Source organism: Pseudomonas sp. FYR_2, assembly GCF_043106425.1.
Taxonomy (GTDB): domain Bacteria; phylum Pseudomonadota; class Gammaproteobacteria; order Pseudomonadales; family Pseudomonadaceae; genus Aquipseudomonas; species Aquipseudomonas monteilii.
Map to the genome: position 1 here is coordinate 39,562 of NZ_JBICMM010000046.1, position 23,413 is coordinate 62,974.

At 59.7% G+C, this 23,413-nt stretch carries 11 protein-coding genes and 5 tRNA genes; 11 read left to right on the forward strand and 5 right to left on the reverse strand.

Going from position 1 to position 23,413, the window contains the following annotated elements:
• The first annotated feature begins 1 nt into the window (after window position 1).
• The gene (locus tag ACF8R4_RS19410; protein ID WP_060498722.1) at window positions 2-490 is read left to right on the forward strand and encodes a glutathione peroxidase; all 489 of its coding nucleotides are present in this window, start codon (window positions 2-4) and stop codon (window positions 488-490) included.
• Here ACF8R4_RS19410 and ACF8R4_RS19415 read toward each other — a convergent pair.
• Window positions 480-2,837, reverse strand: a complete 2,358-nt coding sequence (locus ACF8R4_RS19415) for a response regulator (protein ID WP_060498723.1) — start codon at window positions 2,835-2,837, stop codon at window positions 480-482. The genes ACF8R4_RS19410 and ACF8R4_RS19415 overlap by 11 nt on opposite strands.
• Window positions 2,838-2,913: 76 nt before the next feature.
• Between ACF8R4_RS19415 and ACF8R4_RS19420 the strand changes: the two genes are divergently transcribed.
• On the forward strand, window positions 2,914-3,801 hold the full coding sequence (locus ACF8R4_RS19420) for an ATP-binding protein (protein WP_060498724.1): 888 nt from the start codon (window positions 2,914-2,916) through the stop codon (window positions 3,799-3,801).
• On the forward strand, window positions 3,802-4,284 hold the full coding sequence (locus ACF8R4_RS19425; protein WP_060498725.1) for a GAF domain-containing protein: 483 nt from the start codon (window positions 3,802-3,804) through the stop codon (window positions 4,282-4,284).
• A 67-nt stretch (window positions 4,285-4,351) separates the two neighbouring features.
• Here ACF8R4_RS19425 and ACF8R4_RS19430 read toward each other — a convergent pair whose 3' ends face one another.
• The gene (locus ACF8R4_RS19430; RefSeq protein WP_104835351.1) at window positions 4,352-5,119 is read right to left on the reverse strand and encodes a hypothetical protein; all 768 of its coding nucleotides are present in this window, start codon (window positions 5,117-5,119) and stop codon (window positions 4,352-4,354) included.
• 273 nt (window positions 5,120-5,392) lie between these two features.
• On the opposite strand from ACF8R4_RS19430, the gene ACF8R4_RS19435 reads away from it, so the two are divergent.
• The 5 genes from ACF8R4_RS19435 (at window position 5,393) to ACF8R4_RS19455 (ending at window position 5,955) form a co-directional block, all read left to right on the forward strand.
• A tRNA-Glu gene (locus tag ACF8R4_RS19435) sits at window positions 5,393-5,468 on the forward strand.
• 4 nt (window positions 5,469-5,472) lie between these two features.
• Window positions 5,473-5,548: transfer RNA gene (locus tag ACF8R4_RS19440), tRNA-Gly, on the forward strand.
• A 91-nt stretch (window positions 5,549-5,639) separates the two neighbouring features.
• Window positions 5,640-5,715 (forward strand) — tRNA-Glu (locus ACF8R4_RS19445).
• Between the two features lie 3 nt (window positions 5,716-5,718).
• A tRNA-Gly gene (locus ACF8R4_RS19450) sits at window positions 5,719-5,794 on the forward strand.
• 85 nt (window positions 5,795-5,879) lie between these two features.
• Window positions 5,880-5,955: transfer RNA gene (locus tag ACF8R4_RS19455), tRNA-Gly, on the forward strand.
• Window positions 5,956-6,688: 733 nt separating this feature from the next.
• Here the strand turns inward: ACF8R4_RS19455 and ACF8R4_RS19460 are convergent.
• From ACF8R4_RS19460 to ACF8R4_RS19470, 3 genes are all read right to left on the reverse strand, one after another.
• A complete protein-coding gene (locus tag ACF8R4_RS19460) occupies window positions 6,689-7,771 on the reverse strand; it encodes a fimbrial protein (protein ID WP_392493238.1) in 1,083 nt (360 codons plus the stop codon).
• Complete coding sequence (locus tag ACF8R4_RS19465; RefSeq protein WP_104835349.1) at window positions 7,771-10,344, reverse strand: fimbria/pilus outer membrane usher protein; 2,574 nt, start codon at window positions 10,342-10,344, stop codon at window positions 7,771-7,773. The genes ACF8R4_RS19460 and ACF8R4_RS19465 overlap by 1 nt, the downstream gene beginning before the upstream one ends.
• A gap of 250 nt (window positions 10,345-10,594) precedes the next feature.
• Window positions 10,595-15,688, reverse strand: coding sequence for an RHS repeat-associated core domain-containing protein (locus tag ACF8R4_RS19470; protein ID WP_392493240.1), 5,094 nt, complete (start codon window positions 15,686-15,688; stop codon window positions 10,595-10,597).
• 376 nt (window positions 15,689-16,064) lie between these two features.
• Here ACF8R4_RS19470 and ACF8R4_RS19475 point away from each other — a divergent pair, with 376 nt between their 5' ends.
• The 3 genes from ACF8R4_RS19475 (at window position 16,065) to ACF8R4_RS19485 (ending at window position 23,412) form a co-directional block, all read left to right on the forward strand.
• Window positions 16,065-17,897 carry a hypothetical protein gene (locus ACF8R4_RS19475; protein WP_156342122.1) on the forward strand — a complete coding sequence of 611 codons (1,833 nt, stop codon included), beginning with the start codon at window positions 16,065-16,067 and terminating at the stop codon, window positions 17,895-17,897.
• 71 nt (window positions 17,898-17,968) lie between these two features.
• The gene (locus ACF8R4_RS19480; protein WP_392493243.1) at window positions 17,969-20,464 is read left to right on the forward strand and encodes a hypothetical protein; all 2,496 of its coding nucleotides are present in this window, start codon (window positions 17,969-17,971) and stop codon (window positions 20,462-20,464) included.
• A gap of 2 nt (window positions 20,465-20,466) precedes the next feature.
• Complete coding sequence (locus tag ACF8R4_RS19485) at window positions 20,467-23,412, forward strand: hypothetical protein (protein WP_392493245.1); 2,946 nt, start codon at window positions 20,467-20,469, stop codon at window positions 23,410-23,412.
• The last annotated feature ends 1 nt before the right edge of the window (window position 23,413 follow it).

Sequence of the window (23,413 nt, forward strand, 5' to 3'; positions counted from 1 at the left end):
CATGGCTGGATCGATGCTGGACATCCCCTGCGTAACCCTGGGCGGCGAGCACAAGAAGCTTGGCGACTTCCCGGGCAAGGCGCTGCTGGTGGTCAATACCGCCAGCCAGTGCGGCTTTACCCCGCAGTACAAGGGACTTGAGCAACTGTGGCAGGCCTACCGCGCGCGCGGCCTGGTGGTGTTGGGCTTTCCGTGCAATCAGTTCGGCAAGCAGGAGCCGGGCGATGCACGGGACATTGCGCAGTTCTGCGAGCGCAACTTCGGCGTGAGCTTTCCGCTGTTTCGCAAGATCGAGGTCAACGGCCCGGGCGCCCACCCGCTGTTCGTCGAGCTCAAACAACGCGCCCCGGGCATTCTGGGTAGCCAGAAGATCAAGTGGAATTTCACCAAGTTTCTGGTCGACCCCGCCAGCGGCCAGGTCACGCGTTACGCGCCCACCACCAAGCCGCAGGCCCTGGAAGCGGACATCGAGCGTTTGCTCAGCCGTTGAAGGGCACCCAGTGGTCGACCAGGGCCAGTAGCTCTTCACGGCGGAACGGCTTGGCCAGGTAGTCGCTCATGCCCGCCGCCCGGCAGCGTTCGCGCTCTTCGGGCATGGCGTTGGCGGTGAGCGCAACGATAGGCAGGTGTGGCCAGCGGCCGCTCTGGCGGATGCGCCGGCTGGCTTCATAGCCGTCCATGACCGGCATGTTGCAGTCCATCAGTACCAGGTCGAATTCATCTTGCTCCAGCATTTCCAGGGCCTCGGCGCCCTGGGTGGCCAGCTGCACCTGGCAGCCGAGCTTGGCCAGCATGCCTTGGGCCACGAGCTGATTCACCGGGTTGTCTTCTACCAGCAAAATCCGCGCTCGCCCTTGCTCCAGGCTAATGGCCGGGGTGGCCAGTGGGTGCTCGGGCTCATGGCCTTGCAAGGTGCGGCGCAGCGTCTGGTACAGGGCGTTACGTGCCAAAGGCCGGGCCAGTTGATGCAAGGGCGCCAAGGCCAGCGACTGCTCGTTGGGCAGGAAGTTGCCGTAGGCGGTTACCAGCAGAATCGGCGTTTTCAGTGCCGGGCGCAGTTCGAACAGGTGGTCCACGTCGTCGGTGATCAGCAGGTCGATCGCTGTGGTGTCCAGCGTGGCGCTGCTGTCATGGCGCTGGTAGGCCAGGCCCCAGGCGGGCAGCAGGTTCTGCAACAGCTCATTAAGCCCGCTACCGGCTGCACTCAGCGCGGCCACCCGGCCATGCAGCGGTGTCGGCGGGATGGCTTCGGTGTGCACCGGCAATGGCAGCTCGGCCGTGAAGCAGCTGCCGAAGCCTGGCTCGGAGCGAATGTGCAGGTGACCTTGCATGGCCTTGCACAGGTTGCGTGTGAGCGACAGGCCCAGGCCGGTGCCACCGTACTGGCGGGTGATGCCGGCACCGGCCTGGGTGAATGGCTGGAAGATCCGCGCTTGGGCTTCTTCGGGGATGCCAATGCCGGTATCACGTACCTCCAGGCGCACGCCGCCGACGATCGTCACCAGGCGTATGTCGACACGGCCGAAGCGGGTGAACTTGAGCGCGTTGGACAGCAGGTTGCTGACGATCTGCCGTACCCGCGTGGGGTCGCCGAGCACGCTGCTGGGGAAGTCGCGGGCGATCAGGCAGGTCAGCTCTACGCTTTGCGAGGTGTTCTGCGACAGCAGGTTGGCGGTGTCTTCCACCATCGAGCCCATGTCGAACGCAATGCGCTCCAGCTCCAGCTGGCCGGCATCGAACTTGGACAGGTCGAGGATATCGTTCAGCAGTTCCACCAGCACCTTGCCCGAGTCGTGGGCAATCGCCAGTTGCTGGCGTTGCTCGCTGGGCGACGGGTTGTCCAGCGCCAGGGCGATCATGCCGAGCATGCCATTGAGCGGGGTGCGGATTTCGTGGCTCATGTTGGCCAGGAAGGCGGCGCGCGCCTGGGCCATGTCCAGCGCGCGGCTGCGGGCCTGTTCCAGCTCCTGGTTGGACAGGCTCAGGCTACTGTTGCTGGCTTTCAGCTCGTTGGTGCGTGCCGAGACGATGTCTTCCAGCTCGTTCAGGTACTGGGTCAGGCGGTTTTCTGCGGTGCGCCGTTGTTCGATCTCGGTGGCCATGCTGACGAACTGCTGGTTGGCGACCTTCACCAGCACGCCGATTTCGTCGTGTTCGTGCCCGTGTGGGCATTCAAGGCGGGTTTGCCGGGGGTTGCGCGGGTCGCTGCCGCTGAGTGCGCCGATCACCGTCACCAGTGGCTTGGTCAGCATCATGTAGAACAACGCCAGCAGGATGCCGGTCAGCACCAGGCTGCGGGCAAAGCCGTTGAGCAGGGTGATGCCGGCGCGGTCGAGGAAGCGGCTGCCGAAGGCGTAGGTGTCGACGTCCAGGTACAGGGTGCCGAGGTATTCCTCGGGCATGTGGGTGAGGTACAGGCGCTCCTTGAACTGGCGCTGTTCACCGAACAGAAAGTCGCTCAGTGGCCGGTAGCGGTCCTCCAGCCTGGGCCGCTCGACGTCGGCCAGCACCGTTTCGTTGTTGTCGATCAACCGCGCGCGGATGATGGCCGGCGATTGCAGCAGGCCACGGGTCAGCTCCAGCGCCAGTTCCGCGTCGATGTTGTAGGCGATGCGCGAGGCCGGGTTGTGGCTGATTTGCAGCAACGCGCGCACTTCGCGGTTGATGGACGCGTCTTCGCTGGCATAATCGATGCCGATCTGGATGAGACTGAGCAATGTTCCCAGGATGAAGCCGACCAGGACTGTCAACCGGGCTTGCTTGTATGACAGGCGATTGGTGAACTTGATATCCATGAGTCCCGAGCCGGTTTCACGTCCCTTGCGCTGCGCAAGCATAGCCGAATAGCCCCGGCAGCTGGCGGGCCTGTCACACATTCAGCTGGAAATCTCACCTGTCTTGTTAGGAGTCGTCATGGACGCTCGCTTGATTGCTTTCCTGGACCGCGCCGAATCGGTACTGGCGCGCCTCGATCCCCTGTTGCCGGCACAGCGCCCGAACATCGACTGGGGCGTCACCCTGGCCGCCCGCTGGCAGCGCGATGGCCGCAGTGGTTACCTGCTGCCGCTGGACGTCAGCCTGGATATCCGCCTGACCGACCTGATCGGTGTCGACAAACAGCGCGACCAGCTGGGCCGCAACACCCACCAGTTCATCAACGGCCTGCCGGCCAACCACGCATTGCTGTGGGGCTCGCGCGGTACTGGCAAGTCGTCGCTGGTACGTGCCTTGCTGGCCGAACATGCCGGCGCCGGCCTGCGCCTGATAGAAATCGAACGCGACCACCTGGCCGACCTGCCACGGGTGGTCGAGCAGCTGCAGAAGCTGCCGCAACGCTTCATCCTGTTCTGCGACGACCTGTCGTTCGAAGCGGGGGAGGGCGACTACCGGGTGCTGAAAAGCGTGCTTGACGGCTCGCTGGAGCAGGCTCCGGACAACGTGCTGCTGTACGCCACCTCCAATCGCCGCCACCTGGTGCCGGAGAAAGAGAGCGACAACGAGAACTGGAAGCGCGTGGACGGCGAGCTGCACCCCAGCGAAGCCGTGGAAGACAAAATCGCCTTGTCTGACCGCTTTGGCCTGTGGCTGTCGTTCTACCCGTTTACCCAAGACCACTTCCTGAATGTGGTCGAACACTGGATCGGCCAGCTGGCGCGCCCTGCGGGCCTTGCGTGGCAGCGTACAGAAGAACTCGACATCCTCGCCGTGCGCTGGGCCACCGGCCGCGGTAACCGTAATGGCCGTTGTGCCTATCAGTTCGCCCGCTACTGGGTCGGGCTGCAATTGCTGGAGCAAAAGTAAATGATCGACCTCAATGCCAGTGGCGCCGGCCTCGACGGCTACAACCTGCTGGCGGCGCAAGTGCAGGCGCTGTTTGCCGACGAGCGTGACTTCATCGCCAATGCCGCGCAGTTTTCGGCGTTTCTGTACAACCAGGTGGACGACCTGAACTGGGCGGGGTTCTACCTCAACCGCAACGAAGAGCTGGTGCTGGGGCCGTTCCAGGGCCAGGTGGCGTGCGTGCGCATACCGTTCAGCAAGGGCGTGTGCGGGGCGGCGGCAGCCACCCGGCAAACCCAGCGGGTGGAAGATGTGCATGCGTTCCCTGGGCACATTGCCTGTGACAGCGCGTCCAACAGCGAGCTGGTGATCCCGTTGGTGAAAGAAGGCAGGTTGATCGGGGTGCTGGACCTGGACAGCCCGAAGGTTGGACGTTTCAGTGAAGCGGATCAGGCGGGGTTGGAGCGGTTGGCGGCGATCTTTCTGGAGCTGACAGACTGCTGACTATTGTGCTGTCTGTGCTGGCCTCTTCGCGGGCATGCCCGCGAAGAGGCCAGCACAGGTTAACGCATCAGTCGTACATCACCTTCTTCTTCCAGGTCTCTTCCTCATCGGTCTTGAGCCCGTCTGTCAGTGCGTTGTGCTCATCCTCCGCTGGTGCCATGCGGTCCAGCACCTGGGCGTTGGCCCGGGCCAGCAGCTTTTCCAGGTACGTCAGCTGCTCTTCATACACCTTCGGCTCCGGCTGCTTGCGCAGGTATTGCACGCCACGCTCGAACGCCAGGCGCGCTTGGCCCGGCTGGTTCTTTTGCAGGGCCTGTTGGCCAAGGTTGTTGAAGAACTCGATATGCAACAGCACCAGGATATGGCGGATTTCCTTGACCCAGTGCTTGGCCTCGGGTGCTGGCAAGAAGCCTTCCTGGGCGGCGCGGGTTACCTGGTTGTGCATCGCCTCCAGCAAGAAGCGCACGTCCTTGGCCTTGACCTCGGTGTGGATCGGGTTGGGCGGGTTGTTCACCGGTATCTTGTCGCCCTGGGCAATCAACCCCTCCAGTTCGGCGATGCGCGCCTTCAGCTCGGGGTTGTGCTTGTCCACCGCCAGCTGGCGCTGGTTGAGGTTCAGCTCCAGGCGGGCCAGCAGCAATTTGAGGGCCGGGGTCATGAACTGCCCGGGGAAGGTCTCGGTGATTTCGCCACAGCGGCGCAGGCGGTCGGCCAGCTCGATCCTTGTCCGGACGCGTTCGATCTTGCCGTTCTCGACCACATTGTTGAGGTAGCCGATCACGATCAGCAACGCGATGCCCGCCACGATGAGCAGGGTGATCAGAAGTGGTGTCACCGTTAATGCCTCATTGAAGAAGAATTACAGCTTTGAGTGTAGTGAGTTCGCCGGAGGACGAACAGCGGCTATATGCCGACACTGGCTTCTCTCTATATCGACAACCCGCCCCGCATCTGCACCTTCCTCCAGCCGGAAGTCATTGATTTAAATAAATTTCTACAAAGGGGTTGACGCACCTCTGAACCATCCCTAGAATGCGCGCCACTTGCAGCGTAAAGCACACAGCGAAACGCGGCAGGGAGTGAAAGCAGGCAGTAATGCCAGCAGCGTGTCCCCTTCGTCTAGTGGCCTAGGACACCGCCCTTTCACGGCGGTAACAGGGGTTCGAGTCCCCTAGGGGACGCCAAATTGCGGGAATAGCTCAGTTGGTAGAGCACGACCTTGCCAAGGTCGGGGTCGCGAGTTCGAGTCTCGTTTCCCGCTCCAGTTTCTCCGGCAACGCTTAACGGCGGGGCAGGAAAAGAAAATCCAGGGTGAATCGTGAGGTTCAAGTCTGGTGCAATGAAAAGTGTTGTGTGTCCCCTTCGTCTAGTGGCCTAGGACACCGCCCTTTCACGGCGGTAACAGGGGTTCGAGTCCCCTAGGGGACGCCATTTGCGGGAATAGCTCAGTTGGTAGAGCACGACCTTGCCAAGGTCGGGGTCGCGAGTTCGAGTCTCGTTTCCCGCTCCAGTTAAATACTGTGGCGTCTATGCGGTGCAGTGGTGGTGAAGGTCTTCATGGTGCTTCACGCCGAAAGCGTTAAAAGCTTCAAAATGCGGGAATAGCTCAGTTGGTAGAGCACGACCTTGCCAAGGTCGGGGTCGCGAGTTCGAGTCTCGTTTCCCGCTCCAAACATAAATTCACAGGTTTCCTTGAAACGTTGTGATTATCCGGAAAAAGAGGCCGGACAGGCTGTGTGAAAACACACTGAAAGGTCTTAGACCAAACGCCCCGACTTGTTCGGGGCGTTTGTTTTTGTGCTGAAAAAGGCTCTTCAGCCCATCAGCTGCATCATTTTCTTGGCACCCAGGACGCTGATCGCTCGCTTGAGGTTGTAAGCGGTCACGGCCGGCGACATCTCAGCTTTTGTCCCTTCGAGTTGTCGCAGCAGGAAGCGCCCGTTCACACCCGGCAAGGGGAAGTGTTAGCCAGAGGCAAAATGCTGGCCTGACGAACATGAAGCGGATCAGGCGGCACAGCGGGGTTAGGCGGCAACAATCGCCAAAGCCCAATACCTGAACGCTGTGACGTAGATCCGACAGGCATAAGCAGGAAGGTCACGCGAATTACTCTGGGAGATCTGTACGTTTGCCATTGTGCTACCGAGCGTCGTGAGGCGACGGGATGAGCATGCAGAAGTCAGCCGAAGCCGTAGTCGCTGCTGTCGAATATCCTGCTCGACGAACTTGACCGCATACTAGAACGGCGGGGCCATCGCTTCGTCCGCTAACCGCCGTGTACGGAACCGTAAGCACGCTGATGTGAGAGGACGGCGGGTGTGACCCGCCTCCTACTCGATTCTGTTCGTTTAATTTTCAACTTTGCACAGGTCGCAGGGTATTCCCTGCGACCTTTTTTTGCGCGTTATTTGTAGGTGACGGTAAAGGTCAGGCCCCCTTCGGCGACGCCTGGCTTTACAGTGGGTGCGCTCTGGTAATAGCGTGCCTGAAAGTCCAGCTGGGTGATGCCGATACTCACCGGCTTGACCGATTCGTCGGATTGCAGTGGCATGGGGCTGCCATCACCGCGCAACAGCTGGATTTCAATCCCGGCGGCATCGGACAGCGTGCCCAGGCTGAAGCGTCCTTCGGCCGGAACGGTAGGTACCGAGCCGTTCGCACCGTCCAGTATCAGGTGAACGTTGGCGGGGGTGGGGTTGGGGGCGCTGGCATCTTCGCAGTCGCTGAGCCTGATATTGAACGGTACCGCCGGGGTGGTACTGCCCACCCCTTTGAAATCTGCCAGCGGATGGCTGCCCAGTTGCACAGGGTCGGCGCTTACCGCGTCGGCTTTCAGGGAGCACTGTGCCTGGTTCACCGTTGCGCTCAGGCGGAACTCCATCATTTTACCCAGGTTATGCATATAGCCATGAAACAGCTCGCCATTGATACGCTGGGGACCGGGGGCGATCGGCCCTGTCTTGATGAGCCAGGCCTGCCCCCTGATGGTCGACAATTCGGTGTTGAACGGCTGGTCGCGCATGGTGCCGCTGTAAGGGATGACGGGGCGGCTGCCGGAATCGGGAACGAAGGAGTTATTGGCCACCCCGTCAAACGGTGAACCAAGCTCTATGTAGACCCCAATGCCGGGGATGTTGGTTTCCATGACATGGCCATCGATGTTCTTGCCACCGATAGGTGGCAAGCTTCCAGCGAAGATGGCCGCGGTGTTGGGGAGCGTTGACTTGGGGGGGTTGGCGGGGTCCCATACGCACCTGGCTATCGCGCCTTCATTGCTGCTTTTGGTTATTGAACTGGTACCGATCACGGTCCCCTCTGCAGCATCGCGGGGTACCCAGAATGTCCCGATGTCACGCTCGAAGGTCATGTAGGTGGCGCCCGTCGAGAAGCTACAGCTTGCGTACGCGTTGCCAGCGCCAAGGCCCAGGGCCAGGCAGCAGGCGGCCAGCCGCATGCGGCGGCGGGGGGTGAATGTAAACACGGTCATCACAGCGTTTCCTGGATATTGTCGCCGGGCAGGCGGGTCTGGCCGCTGGCCTGAGGCGGTTGGCAGTGCAGGGTTTGCAGGCGGTAGCCACCGTTTTGCGCAAGTGCTTGCGGGTCGATAATCAGTGGGCAGGCGTTATCGCTGGCGTCGCCCCACAGCACACGTATGGCCTGTGGGCCTGTGGTGCGGGTGGACACCAGCGCCTGCCCGGCCTGGCCGACCACCCCCAGGCTCTGGCCGTTGGCATCGAGTACCTGGGCGCCAAACGGCACGGGTTGGCCGTTGGCCTGGCGCAAGGTCAGCACCAGGCGTGCCACATGCTCGGCGGTGTAGCTGGCCTTGACCACCGCACCCCGGCGCGGCACCACGTGCTGGCTGGCGTTGCCAATCACCACTTCCGGCGACAGGTCGTCGGTTTGCAGCACCAGTGCATTCAGGCGATAGGGGCGCAGGTACGGCACCAGCGCATAACCCTGTGCATTGGTGCGCGCCGAAGGGGTGTTCTGCACACCGACGCCGGCCACGTCGGGCACATGTACCAGGGCCATGGTTTCGCCCAGTTGGCTGCCGAGTGCCACGCCATCGCCATGCAGCATGATGGCGCCGCTGGCATTCACCGAAAGGGTGCGGTAATCGCTGCCTTGGTTGTAACCCATGCCGACATTGGCCAGGCTGCCTTGGTAATTGACCGACATCCCACCACTGCTGCGCCCCTGGCCGTCGTTGCTCAGCGAGGTACTGTAGCTGAGCTGGTTGTCCAACAAGCCGCCGCTCAAACTGGCGCGTTCGCTGGTTTTGCCACCGTCGTTGCGCAGGTCGAAGCTGGCTTGGTGCTGTCGGCCGAAGTCCAGTGGCACGCTGAGGCTCAGGCCGAACATGCGGCTGTCGTCGTTTTGCGAGTTCAATGCCTGGGAGGCGAACAGGTTGACCGACACTTTGCCTACGCGGGTGGTGTATTGCAGCTGGTACTGGCGGCGCTGGTTGCTGGTTTGCCAGTAGGTGTCCTGGGAAAACGTCAGGTTCAGCGTGCTGCGCTCACCCACGGTTTGGTACACCGAAGCTTCCAGGCGGCTGCGCCGGTTGCCCAGGTAGCTGCTGGCATGGCTGCGCTGTTGCACGGCTTCGTCGAAGTCGCGGTAGCCCTCGGTCGAGTAGCGGTAGCCGGCAAAGCGCAGGTTGGTGCGGGTGGGGAAGCTCTTGCCATAGCGCAGGGCAAAGCTGTGGCCCTGGGGTTCGCCCAGTGTACCGCCCAGGTCGGTGGAAGAGCGGGTCACATCGAACGACAATGCCCCCAAATTGCCGACGTCGCGGGCCAGGCCCAGCACGCTGGCCTTGTAGTATTCGCTGGAAAGCAGGCCGCCGTAGAGGGTGGTATCCCAGGCACCGCCTCGGGCCAGTGTGGCTTGCCAGAACAGCGGGTCGTCGAGCTGCTCGGCCCCGTCGTAGCGGCCCACGGTCGCGCTGTAGCGCCATACACCGTCGCGTAGCAGAGTGCCCATGCTGGAATAGGGTTGGGTGAAACGGCGGACCTGGCCATCGGCCTCGGTGATGACCACCTCCAGCTCGCCATGGCCAGAGCCTACGCTGAGGTCATCGATGGCGTAGGGCCCGGGGGCCACGTAGCTGGAATAGATAGGATAGCCATTGTGCAGGATTTCTACCTTGGCGCGGCTCTGGGCCACGCCGCGGATCACTGGGGCGTAATGCTGCATGGCATCGGGCAGCATGCCCGTGTCGGATGCCACGCGTGCACCGGTGAAGCGTACGCTGCGGAACATGTCGCTGTTGGTGAAGGTTTCGCCCAAGGTGATGTTGGCCTGCAGGCCTGGCAGGTCGCGCTGTGCATAGGTGTCGCTGCGGGTCCAGTGGCGTGCCCCGTCGGCCTCGTCGCGCAGCGCCTGCTTGCTGCGCAGGCGCCAGGCGCCCAGGTTGATGCCGCTGTCCAGGTACAGGTCCTGGCTGCTTTGGTTGCCCCGGCCACGCTGGCTGCTGTGCTGTGCCGAGGCCTGGTAGCTGATGAAGGCAGCGTTGATGCCGTTACTCCATTGCGCCTCGGGCACGCTGCCCGAACGGTCCTGGCGCAGGGCGATCTGCGGGATCGACAGCGACAGGCGCAACTGCGCGGGGTCGAAGTCGACGCTGGCGTGTGGCACCCGTTGCGCCAGGTCGAGGCAGGTGTCGTCGTCAGGCAGGGGGGCATCCAGGGCCTGTTCGCGCAGGTCGAGGGTGCGCAGTAGCGTGCTGGTCAGGCAGGGCTGCAAACCCTGGCCATCTGGGCCTTCGATGAAGTCGATGTCCTGTTCGTGCAGGGGGCTGAGGTTAAGGGTGAGCTGCACCCGGTAGCGCCCTGGCGGCAGGCGGGTCTGGGCGGCAAGGTTTTGCAGGGCCAAGGCTCCGGCGTCGGCTGGCTGGCCAGGGGCTTGGCGCATGAAGCCGGGCTGGAAGGCGATGTCGGCCTGGTTGGCCAGGGCTGGGTGGGCAAGGGTCAGCGCCAGGCAACTGCCAAGCAGTGGCGGCAGCGGGGCGAGGCGCAGGCGCAACGGCAAAAGTCTGCGCCGTTCGAGCTGGGGCATGAGCGTTTCCTGGGCGGCGTCTACGGACGATGCACAGGTAGGCTCGTGGTAGGCGCCTGGTGCTGGAAATGGATGGGTGTCAGGGCAGGTTTGGCTGCCGGGTCACGGTTTACAGGCGGGGGGCAGGGTAAGCGGGAGGGCGAGGCTTGGTATGTCGGAAAATTCTGGTGTATGGCGTGCTTTGTATTCAAAGATGCTGCAGTGAAGAAGCCCGCTGCCTTCTAGCGGCGGGCTTCGGGTATCGGCGTTTCTAGAGAGGGCCAAACTGTCCTGTGCCTACAGGTCCGTAATCTCGCCCTTTGTTTCGACCCACAATGAAATGACCCCATGGGCTTGCTGGCGCACCGGTTGACTGGTTAATCACCCTGGAGGTCTCACTCACTGTCGTTATCGCTTCACGGACTTGTCCAGGGCCATTGGCCATTGTCGGCTCAAGCACCGTGGGGCTAGTGCTTGTTGATGTTGATGTTGATGTTGATGTTAAGGCTGGTGAGCTGTGTGGGGTTGCCTCAGCACGAGCGTAGCCGGTACTCGGGCGTACCGTGCGACGTGAGCGGGCAACGGTAAATTTTTTGATTTGATTGATAATGGTTGTGTTGGTCGACTCCGAGTTAATGTTCTGAACTATGACCTTCCCACCTGCGTTTGCCACCGCAGGTGCCGCTTGCGCGCCCTGCGCTGCGGATTTCGCTGCCCTCACCGCCGCTTTCGTGGCAGCGGCGCCGTACCCGGCGGCAAACATGCCGATAACCGCGAAAGCATTGCTGAGCTGATACAGCAGGTTGGACTGTTCCGGGTCGCTGTACATGACCGCTGTCGCTGCTGCCTGCATGCCCAGGGCAACACCGTTGGCCGCCACGCCGACCACGCCAATGACATAGCTGGTGGTCAAGCCGATACTAGCCGGTGCCGACCATGGCATGGCTATCGCCGATGCAACGAAAATGGCTGCGGCGACGGCGACGCCAAGCCAGGCATACCAGGGCACCTTGGGCTTTTCTTCTTCCTTGAAGCGCTCCAGCGGTGCCTGGCGGCCTCGTGCTGCGGGCTCCGCGCGGTGGCCAGTTGGGTCGTGCCAGTAAACCGGGTTGCCCAAGGCGTAGGTGTACGGGTTGAGGCCGGCTTCTTCAGGCGGTAACGAGTCGGGGCTGTGGAAGCGCATCAAGCCTGGGTTATAGGCCCGGTAACCACTGCCCAGCAGGTACCAGTCAAAGGCGCGCTCACGGGCTTCGCCGTTGAACGCCAACAGGCTGCGCATTTGCTGGTCAGCGTCCTCGGGCTGTTGTTCACCATAAGGGGCATAGTGGGCATGCCGGGTGCCGTCTGCATCGTGCTCGGTGTTCACGCTGCCGGCATGGTCGGTAAGCAGCAGTGTGCTGGCCCCGGCTTGTTGCTGCGCCCGGGGTTGGCCGCCAACATGCAGGTACTCGGTGAGCAGGCCGTCTTCCACAAGGCTGTCCAGGCGATGCGCTTCATAGCGGCGCTGTACCTTGTGCGCGCCAGTACCGGAATACAGCAACTGGTCATGCCCGTCATAGCCATACTGCGCCGTTACCGTGCCATTGGCATCCTGTACCTGGTGCAGGCGGCCAAGGCTGTCGTAGTAAAGCGCGTTGCCACGCTCATCGTTGAGCATGTTGCCCTGCTCGTCGTAGCTGAATGTTTGCTCCGCCGGGCAACCTTCAGGCGGCAGGGTATGCGTGACCTTTTCCAGCCTGAAGCTGTCGTGAGCACAGTAGGTGAAGTTCGCGTCGTCCCGCTCGCCGTCACTGAACGTGGTGCGGCAACGCTCGATATTGTCTACAGCGTCAAACCTGAACAGCTGGCTGGTAATTTGTCGGCCACTCGCGGTTTGGATGGGGCAATCGTATTTGGTCAGGCGACCGAGGTCGTCATACTCGAATGTTTCCTCACGCAGTTTTTGCTCACCTTGCCAAAGGGTGCGCGAATGCAGCATGTCGTTGTCCAGCCACACGTGTTCCAGTGTGCGCACCTTGCCGTTGACGCTCAATGTCCGGAGGGTCTCCCTGCCCAGGCTATCGTAGGCCTGAATGCACAGGGTGACAGGTTGTTGCTCAGGGGTGGGGTGGGTGGTGTCGCGGGTCTCGGTGGTTTCCAGCAAACCGGTGTCTTCGTTGTAGGTCAGTGTCGACACCACCTTGCCCTGTGTCACCGTCGTGAGCCGGCCGTGCTCGTCATAATCGTAATCACGGGCCAGGCCATCGCTGTGCTTGTGCTGCGTTGGCAGGCCTTGCCAGGACTGCTGGTAGGTGGCGCTGTAAGGCGTACCGTCGGTGTCGGTCAGGTGTTCTTCGCACAGGTCGCCCTGGTCGGTGTATACATAACGGCGTTTACCCAGCGCATTACTGGCTTCGGTGATTTCCGCGCTTTTCGGGTCATAGCCAAAGTCTGCAACCAGTTGGCTCTTCAGGTGTGCGGGGCTGTCCTCGTCTTCGAGCGATGCAACAAGTTTGCTGGGCTGATCGGTCAGTTCCTGCTTGTATTCATAACCGATAATCCGCTTGCGTGTGCCTTTGGTTGTTGTGTCCAGGCTGAAGAGCGTGCGTTTGTCGACCAGGTGTGTGGTGCCTTGATAGGTGTACGCCTCCACCCGAGCACCCACGGTCATGCGCTCGACGCGGCCAAGCCCATCGAATTTGCGCTCGTGCAGCACCTGTTCAGGTGCATCGCTGTGCGCTTTCAAATGCAGTGCGGTGACCAGCTCGCCCATGCTGTGAGGGGCGAACGTGCGCAACAGGATGGCACCGTCTGGCCGCTCATTGCTGGCCATACGCCCCAGGGCATCATAGGTGAACCGGTTGGTGCGCTGGATGGACTGGTTATTGCCTTCGGGGGCCTGAGTCGTCTCGGTACGGCTCAGGCAGCGGCCTAGGCCGTCATAGGTGTAGTCTGTGCGGCCAGCCTGGCGGGCAACGCGTTTCTTGCCCCCCTCAGGGGTGTCTACCTCCTCCTCCAGCAGACGGTACTCATGAACCGGCTTGTAGAAGCGGTTAAGTTTGCTGACAGTCTGTTGCAGCCTCTGCTCTGGCTTGTTCGGGCTCTCGATCCAGCGGGTCACCCGCTGGCCACCAGGTTCCAGCGGCGAGGTTTCGACACATTCCCGGATGCCATCGGGGCGCACCGTTTCGCAGCGTTGGCCCCAGCTGTCGTAGCGGTAGGATGACTGCAATTTGAGCACACGGGGCTCTGCTGCATCGTCTTTGGCCGGCAGGTAGTCATAGCTGGTTTCACGCTCCAGGCGGCCAGCCGAGTCATATTTCAGCTCGGCAACCGTGCGTTTGACAATCTTCCCGGTGACCGCATCCTTGGCTTCACGCTCCTGCCTGACCGGGCGGCGGCTACCATCGAATACGGTGCGGGTGATCACGCCCTTGCTGTCGGTAACCTCTTCGCAGGCGCGTTTACGCCCGTCATCGTCAAGCAGCTTGTAGGCGGTAGTACGGGTCGTGGCGAAAGCGGTGCCGGGGCTGGCGGTTTCCGAGGTGACGCGGCCCAGCACATCGTGGTCATAGCGCGTGAATATGCCATTGGCATCGTGCTCCAGCACCACCTGGCCGTTATGCAGGGAGTAGGTGGTGGCCGTTTTCTTTTCCAGCGTACGGGTATGGTCAGTGAAGGTTTCGGTGCTGCGGCTCCAGGTGAGCTGGCCCGCGTCATCATTGACCTTTTCGTACTTCCATCTGCTGGTGGTCGTGAACCCGTTGACCTGCAACTCTTGTTGGTCAACCCGGCCGTGCAGGAACGGGTTGTCGGTTTTATTCAGGTAGCGGCGCACTTTGCGGTTCAGCAACTTGCGCCCGGTACCCACGCCCTCGAACATGTCCTCCTGCTCCAGGGACAGCCAGGCCTGCATCTTCCAGTCGGGGTCTTGTGGCAGCGGGGGCAGGCTGGCATAGGTGTATTCACTGCTCAGGGTCTGCGCCAGCGGTTCGTTCGGGCTGGACGGGGCGGCAGGGTAGATGGTGACGGACTTGAGGTTGCGTTCGAAGCCTTCCGGGTCATCCGTACCAGGGTAGTAGGTACGTACCATGCGTGTGCCGTCAGGTTTAACCTCGGTCAGCAAGTTGCCATAGTCGTCGTAGGTGGTCGTCGTGATTTCCTCGTCGCCGACCGTTGGGTCACCCTCCATCGCCCAGGATTTGGTCACGGTAGCAGGAAGCTGGAAGTACGCAGGCTGGTCCTTGAACGGCAAGTTTTCCTTTTCGTGGTACTTCGTGGTGACGGTTTCGACGCAGCCGTTGTCCGTGGTGGCCTGGGACGTCATCAAATGGAAACGGTTGAACGTACTCACGACCGTTCGGTAGCGTTCGCCATCCCGGTAATGCTCGGCGGTAGAGGCGTATTCAAAGGTATGGCCGGTAAACCGGTAGAGTTGGTCCGTACCGTCTTCATTGCCGTAAACCAAGCCGGTGCCGTTGCCCAAAAAGTTATTGGTGGAGTACGTGTATTTGGTCAGTATGTGCGTGCTGCTATCGCGCACATCAGGCTTGACCCAGTGTTCATCGACCGAAGGCAGGTACCGCTGAATACCTGGGTATTTATGGCCCGCGTTGCCTTCGTGGTAACTGATTGTGTCTATGCCTTTGTCGGGGTTTTCGACACTGATCAGAAAAGGCAGTGTGTCGAAAATCTTGTACTTCATTTCCCAGTATTCATCACTGGAAGTGGGCAATGTGATTCTTTTGAGTTGGTTATTTTCCAGGTCGAGCAGGTATGTGGCCGGGTTGCGTGTGGTTGGGTTGACCGTGAACTCTGCGCGGAAATCGGTGGGGTATTTTATTTCAAGCAGCAAGCGGCCAGTGTCATCGACGATGGATTGCAGCCGTGCCTTGCTGCGGGTTGTGTCGTAGCCGAGAGTCACGCCATGGCCCGCGGCGCCCATTACCCGAACAGGTACAGCGGTAGTCGCGTCATTTGCCTGGGGCTCAAGTATTTCAACAAGGCCGCCTTTATGGGCAGTGCGAATACGTGTTCTGTTGCCTTTGCTGATGTTGCTGAAACGAAAACTGTCCAGTTTCCGCTCTTCGATGACGGGTGCGTTGCCAGGCCCATTGTCTGCAACTTTGAACGATTCGCCAGTGTGCAGTGAGAGCATCCCGGTGGTGGTATTGAAACTACTGAGTTTCAGGTTCCAGCCAATGCCAAACCCGTTGTTTTCATTGCTCATTGGGCTGAAGCTCAATTGCAAGGGCAGGTCCGGGCCGCAATGGTCGTTGGCATTCAACGCCGGAAGGGCAATGGACAACGTGTACAGGCCCGTTCGAGGGTCGACGCTGCTCTGCATGAAACTGGAAAAATTGAAAGCATTCGATGTAGTTGCCATGGTGCGGGTTCCTGGGGGGCGGTAGCCGTTGAATAGCCTGTGTTCAGCGCATGGCCCTGTATGGGGTGTCGTCAGGGGCGTAATAAGCCCTTTGGCCGTGGTCAGTGGACATCCACGACAAGCTGTCTACCGCGAAGCCTAAAAAAAAAGCCCCTCCCACGCACCTGGCAAAACTACTAGGTGTACGCGCGTCCGGCACCGCAGGCGGTGTATGGGCTACCTGTTATTTTTGCCAGTTGCGGGGGCAGGTTGGCTGTTCTAAAAATGTGCTGGCAGATCACCGAGCTGGGCAACAGGCACTGGCATAACGCGATCATCTATTTAATTGACGGGTGCACGGGATTCTTTGTGCAAGCGGCAGGCGTTCGCCAATTTTTTGGAAGTTTTATATATGAATGAGCGAATAAGAGAAGGTGAAACCCTGGAGGCGCCCACCATCGAGGGTTTGACGGCATTCAATGAGATTGATCTTGATCAACTTGGCAGTCAGGACCTGGAGACCTGGGTCAACTATACCGGTATGGCTGTTGACGATGAAGTGTTGGTGCGCTGGCTGGGGCGAGGTGCTGCGGGTGAAGGGTATGATTTTACCGGGACGTTCACTGTCAAGGCACCTGATTTGATCGATGGTATGAAAGTAGTTATTGGTAATAGCTATATTACAGGCGCCGCAGGCGGCGAGGCATTTTATTCATATACCCGCGTGGCGGACGGCCCCAGGCCCGAAGCTCAATCGCTTCGAACTTTTAGTTACATAGGCATCAGGCCCCGAGGCCAAGTTGAAGCATTGTCAGTCCTGCAAGTGGTTCACTCCCATGGCCTGATCATTCAGCCCAACCAGTTGCCAAGCAGCGGGATGAGTGTGATGGTGCCCCGCTACCAGGCCATGCAGGTGAACGACAAGGTTACCTTGACGGTAGCGTGCTACGAGCCAGACGGCACGCTCGACGACACCTGGAAAAAAGTCGTCACCGTCGGGGAAAAACACTTCGTGCAAGACGCTATCAGTGATGTGGTCCCTAAAAGTTACTTTGACTGGATCGACCCAGGCTATGTACTGGCCTCCTACGAGATCGAGTTCGCAGTGGGTGGGCGCCTTAAATCACCGGTGCAGCGGCTGGACGTTGACTCCAAAGGCAGTTTGCCTGGCTACCTCAGCAAGCCCGCCATTGATGGGTATAACGAAGGTGACCCGCTGGACCCGGACAAATCGCCGAATGGTCTGCTGGTCAAGCTGCCTGCCTACCCCGGCATCGCGGACTCCGACTACCTGACCCTGCTATGGTCGGTCCCTGGCGCCGGGGGCCTGCAGTATATGCCATCGGCGCGTGTCGACCCGAGCATGCGGGCTGTCGACTCGATAGCGTTCCTGATCGGCCGAGAAGCCCTGAGTAAAAGCCAAGGCACCACGGTAAGTGTTTCCTACTTGTATGGCCGCGAGGGCGAGGGGTTGCGTTCGCAAGTGCTGCAAGTTGACGTGCAAAGTGCACGCGACCTGCCAGTGCCCGTGGTAGAAGGCGCCACGGGCGACGGCGCAGCCGACAGCGGCAACATATTGGCTGATCTGTCCACTTCGGGTGTGTATATCAATGTGCCTGCCGGTAATGTGCTGCCGGGTGAGGAGCTGCATGTGCACTGGTCTGGCGCTACCGCGCTTGGCGAATATGTGGCGAAAGCACCGGTTTCCCCTGATAAGCCGTTGCGCTTCCTGATTCCGCCCGCGTATGTACCCGCCAACATGGGGCGTTCGCCTGTAGATGTCAGTGTTCGTTTTAATGTGTTCTTCAGGCTGGTGAGGGATGAAGACAACTACACCGACTCGCCGCCTTACAAGTTGCGTATCAAACCACTGGATAACGCGACATTGCCGACCGTCGACTTGCCCGATGGCCCGGTGTACCTCAGTCAGTTACCAGCAGCGGGGGCCAGGTTGCAGATGGGCACCTGGATGTTCATTGCACCCGGGCAACTGCTGACGATTGTGATGGAAGGGGTAGACCTGCAAAACAACCCTGTGAGCTTTACGGTCAGGGATGCGAAGCCAGTGACGGCCGACGAAGCACGCACCGGTGTGGGTGAAATGCTGCCCAGGTCGGAATTCATGAAGTTGAAAGTGGGCGAGCGTTTTACGTTGTATGCCCGGGTGAGCTTCAACGGCGGGGAGTTCTTTTTGAAGTTCAGGTCGCAGTCATATCCGCTCAACCCGTAATTTTCATTGTTGACTTTTTTTCATCTGCAGGGCCCTAGGTGGCCGTGCACCCACGTTACTGGAGAATGATCATGACCAGACCAACTTTTTCTGAACTTTACACTTACATGGCAGAGGCTCCGCGCACCCGCGGCTGGGGCGCATTTTTGATCTATGACCGTCAAAAAGCCAATCTTTTGCTGATGCAGGAACATATCCTGCGGTCGGACAGTGGAGCCTGGATCGAACCCATTTCAGATGAGTTGGAAACCGAGACCGGCAAGTATTCACGGTTGGAAAACTTTGCTTTTGGTACACCGGTGCTGTCGTTTGAGAACTCGAACATAGGGGGCTCCATGGCCGCCTTGAGTATTCCTGTGATCGGCGGCAAGTTGACCGAGTGGAGCCGCGTACCCGGGGCGGAGTTGCCGACGCTGGTCGGTATATCGCATCTGGACCCGCTGACCGCGCCACGCGTCAAGATGAATATAAAGCTCAACGATGGTGCAGGCGGGGTAGTTGATGAAGATGGTCGCGTGTATCTGGACCTGTCGCAAAGTAACAGCTATTACTTTGAGGTGAGCCAGTGGAAAGAGCTGAATACAAAACTGGGGCAGCTTATACAGGATAGGTTTAAGGACCCAGGGCGGGGTGAGCAGACTTGGGAGTTGAGCAGGTTGGAACCGATGGAGGGAAACCTGAGTCCGACAACGTTCAGGCTGCGCACGCACTCCTTGGCCAGAGCGGGTAAAGCGGTGCCCAGTACTAATCAGGCAGAGTTGGAAGAGGGTGCCATTATTGTTGGGGTAGCGTTCAATGGTGCTGAAAATGGAGACTTTCCGGATGAAGATAAGCTAATGCCGTATTTGTTGCCCTCGCGTGAGTCGGGGGGGGTATATTCGGCAGGGATTGTAATGAGCAGTTACGCGTATGCGGCAAGCGCTTTGACAGAATTGTTCTACAAGATTCGTAGTGGTTACTACGTTCCAGCTCCTGTCACGTATGTTGAAGATAGTGATGGGTTTGTGATTGGTGCTAAGGGGGGAGGGTTTAGGGTTGAGGGTGGGTACAGTATTATAAGTGAACCTAGATTTTACTATCACATAGACGTTCTTTTTGCTGGTGGGGTGCTCTCGTTTACGGCTGGTGAACGTGGGGTAATGGGTAAATGGGAGTATGATGGTGTGGCGGGTGCAGCGAGTTTTGGTGTCAGAGCCGGTGAGCACTGGTCCAGGGGTTCATATAATTTTAATATGAGAGGGGGTGCAGAATTCGCCCTGTCGGCAAAAATGATTGAAGGTAGTGTATTGGAGCTGGCCGTTGAGGGGGAGGTGAAAGTCGATGCCAATTTTTACGTCCAAACCGGTGAGAAAGATCAATATTTGGACGAAGGTCTTGAGCCTTTTATAGAAAGCTTTAAAAATTACGTCGGGGATGTTGTGAGGAGCATTACAGGGAAAGTGGAAACTATTGATTACTGGCGCCTGAATAGTCTGCTCTTCCGCAACGGTCACCGCTCTATGCCCGACACTTTTTCGTGTCCCGGCGAGGTCATGCTACTGGGTGATTTGGCTCCCGCCCTTACCGCCTTCGCGATCGACCCAATTGAATTAACACTCTCTGCGGAGAATACACAAGAGCTCACGCTCACGCCCGCCCCCCCGGCAGGGCAGGAGGTAACATGGGCGGTGAGCGCGCGCCCGGATGATCCCGAAAAACCTGTGGGGCCTGAAAACCTGGGCGAAGTCGTCAACAGCGTATACAAGGCTCCCAAAGCAGAGAAAATCGCCGGTACGTTCCGCCAGGTCATCATTACTGCAACCGTGGGCGAAAACAGCAGCAGCGCATTGTTCACCGTGGTGCCCAAGCCTGTAGCGGTAAGGCCGCAGTTGCTCAATGCGCTTTATTCCACTGAAACTTCAGAGCGTTACGTTCTGGAGGGCGGCAGCGTTGGCGCGAGCTTGACTTGGACCAAGGGTGACGGCTTCAAAGGCGAACTGCGTGACCCCACGGCTGACGACCGTAAGGAGCTGAATATTCCGGATGACAAGATTGTAAAAGTGTATGTAGCCCCGAAAAAGAATCCTGAACAAGGGCCGGTGTTGGGATCGCTCATGCAACTGGACCAGGTCCATGTTTCCGCTGCTGGTCGCACGGAGACCATCGATATCACCGTAGTTTGGTCCCCGACTGCAGCAACCTTGAAAATGACCAAGGACGGTACGGCACTGAAGCTGGTGCTGGCTGTGCAGGGCTGGGGCGGCGACCCGACGGATCTGCCACCTGAAAAGACCAAATGGTTCGTGGCCAAGGGTAAAGGCACGCTCGATGAAGCAAAGGGTACCTACCATCCAGCGGCGGACGAGGGTAATTCGGTCATCATTGCCGGTGTAGGCCTTGATAGCTTTGCGTGGAATTACGTTGTTGTGCCTATGCCATACACCTTCGAAGATGCGTTGGCCTTCGAAGAGATGAGCAAAGCCTTGCAGCCCACCCAGGCCGAGCGGGTCGAGTACACCGCCGAGCAGATCGAGTCGATGGAAGCCGTGAAAAAAGCCTTCAGCAGCCTCAACGTGACAGGGGCTTGATCATGTCTACTAACACCAAGCAGGCACTCCTCGATGAACTGAAAAAAGGCGACAGCACGCGCGGTAGCGGCGCGGTGCTGGCATTGGGCCGTGATGTTCTCAATGAGGGGTTGCAGAGAACTTTCGTCGAACAGTTCGACCAGCGTGGCGGGTTACTTGCCATCGACGGTGAATATTTCATCGAGCCGGCCGTAAGGACCGAAAAGGTGGCGTTCACGCAACTGACGCTAGGCCCGCCTCAGCTGTCTTTCAAAGGTGCTCTGGGCGTTTCGGGGCAGGTCAGGGTCAGCATGGAACTGCTCACCGGGGAGTGCGTGTCGTCCACGGTGCTGCCAGGTAACACCGAGCAATTTCGAAGGAGCCACGTGCTGGAAATGGGCATGGGCTATCGCTTCGAGGTGTATGGTCGTTTGAAAGTGCAGCCGCACGCCTACCTCGACAAGTACCAGGTCTTGCTCGACCTTACCGAAGCCAGTGAGCCCCGTTGCACGCTGGGTGGCAACAGCACTGCCGCCGTCAGGATGGGAGAATTCCTGCTCGAACAGCTCAAGCCCGAGTGGGTAATGAGCAACCCCTTGGCGGTGCTGGAGTTCGACATTTCCGGCCATAACGCCTTGGCTACCCGGCGCATCCAGGTAGTGGCACAGCAAGCCCCTGAGGGGGCCGGTGGCGGCTCATCGCCAGAAGACGACGGGGCGCTGCTGGTGCTGATGCAACTGGTTGGTGGCCGGGAGGTTGGCCAGCCTGGCAGCCCCTTGCCCTACCTGCTGCCCCGCAAGAATGGCAACGATAACTACGCCAGCGCGCTGCTGATCAGCCGAGAGCGTGCACCGATTGCAAAGGGTCGCACCAATGTCGCACTGGAGCAACTGGTGCTGCCCGATGCTTATCGGGTGGTGCTGGAGCAAGAGGAACACAACCCGCATGACATGATCGTTTTCGGCGACGTCGCCGCTTCTGCCGCTTCTCGCCAGCCGCAACCGCCCCTGGGCAAAGTGGCTGCGGACAAAAGCGCCGCCTTTACGGTCGTGACGCCCTCCGTAAAAGCGTGGACCGCACTCGATGTGAACACCCCGCTCGACTCTGGCAGCATCGAAGCCGGCCAATACCATGCCCCTGCAGCGAAAACGTTCCGGCGTCGGCAGCGCCTGGTCAACGTCAAGGCGCATTTTGCCAATGCCCAGGAAGGGGCGAGCAAGTCGTCGTTGGTGGTCGCAAGCAGCGAAGACCTGATGATTTCACCACGGGTGATCATCTGGGGCAAAGGCGATGGGCCCGTTCGGCTGACCGCGTCGCAAGGTGGCCCGCTGGAGTGGGCGCTCGATGGCGGTGAGTTCGGCAGCGTCGTGGGAGACCCTGAAGGTGATTCCGAAACACCGCACGCTATCTTTACACCGACTGAGCCTACGAATAACCCGCCTATTCGCCTGCAACGGATCAAGGTGACCAACTGGGAGGGCAACAGTGGATATGCGACGGTGATCATTCTGTCCATGCCCGCACCGTTGCAGCTCGCACCCTTCCATGTGCCGAACATGGCTGCTTCAGATGGCCAGCAGTTTACCCTGACCGAATCACTCGCCGGGCAGGCGCCGGATGTGTCTTGGGGCGACCGACCTGCGGTGCAGAGCACCGTGTGGGAGTTGTACGGGGAAGGCGAACTGGTAGACGGGCATTACACGGCGCCGGAGGCGAGTACCGGGCAGGTCAGTGTGGTGGTGGGTGTGTTTAGCGGCCGGGCGGGGCTTGCAGTGGTCGAACACAATGCCGTTGCCTACCGTAACAACTTTGTCGGTTCGCAGCGCTGGTTGGCCTTGAGTCAATTCAAGCTCTTTCTTAACGACACGACGAGGAAAAAGGCCTGGGCGAATGGCCGGCAACAAGTGGCTATCGATATTCATATCGAGACCAAGCCTTTTACCGGCGAGGATGGCGACACGTATGAACCGGTAAGCGATGCAGAGTTGGCCACCCTGCAGCTTACCCATCGGGATGGCACCTTGATCGAATGGCTGCCCGCTGACACCGAGGCGATCGTACCGGGCGGAAAAAAATGGGCCGCCAGCAAGTTTCGCAACCGCTTCGACTACTTGCCGGCGGGCGAAGCACGGGTGCCTGCGCAAGAGGCGCAAGACGTGCAAGCGCGCAAAGAGCAGTCGAAGGGGGCGGGAGTAAAAGGTAAGGAAGAGGCGTTGCGCATTGTCACGGTTTACCTTCAAACCACCGAGGCGGAAGTACGTTGGATTCGGGCCAAGTTTCAAAGCCACCGTAACGCCTGGCACGACTCTTTCGTAGAAAGCCCTAATGCCGACGGTGAGGTAGAACTGGGTGGGCTGCCACCCAAGCAACTGGATATCGCCGACCTGGAACCGTTCACTGGCGTGCGCGTGGCCCAGAAAAACGGGTTCGATGTGCTCGATTCGGGGGGGCGCGTTATCGATGGCCACAATTACTGGCAGTTCACCACGCACTACTGGACATTGCGTGCCAGGGGGCAGCGACGCTTCGTCGATGTGCGCTTCGATCATGTTTCTGTTTTGGAATATGAAAGCGAGTTGCTCGACGAAACGTTCACCAGTTATGTGGGTGTTGCCTATGTGCCGCGCGAGCTGCCGGGGCGAACCGCTGAGCGGCGTATCGAGTATCAGGCCGAAATGGAACTGTTGGCGTCGCAGCACGCGGGTACACCGTTGAAGCGGGACCTTGTACAGGGGCACTTTAGCGCCGGCACGTTGCTCGTGGCGCTTGAACGGGTCCCGGACATGAAGTTCTGGTACGACCAGCAGGGCATCAAGTGGCGTGAACAGCTGAGCCAGCCATTGAAGTTTACCTTGATCGATAACTACGGAACGCAAGCGGCGCTGTCCATCCACTGGGGTAGAAGACTGGACGATAACTCGATCAGCCCGGTAGATGCCCGAAACTTCCTGCACTGGAAGTTCCAATAAT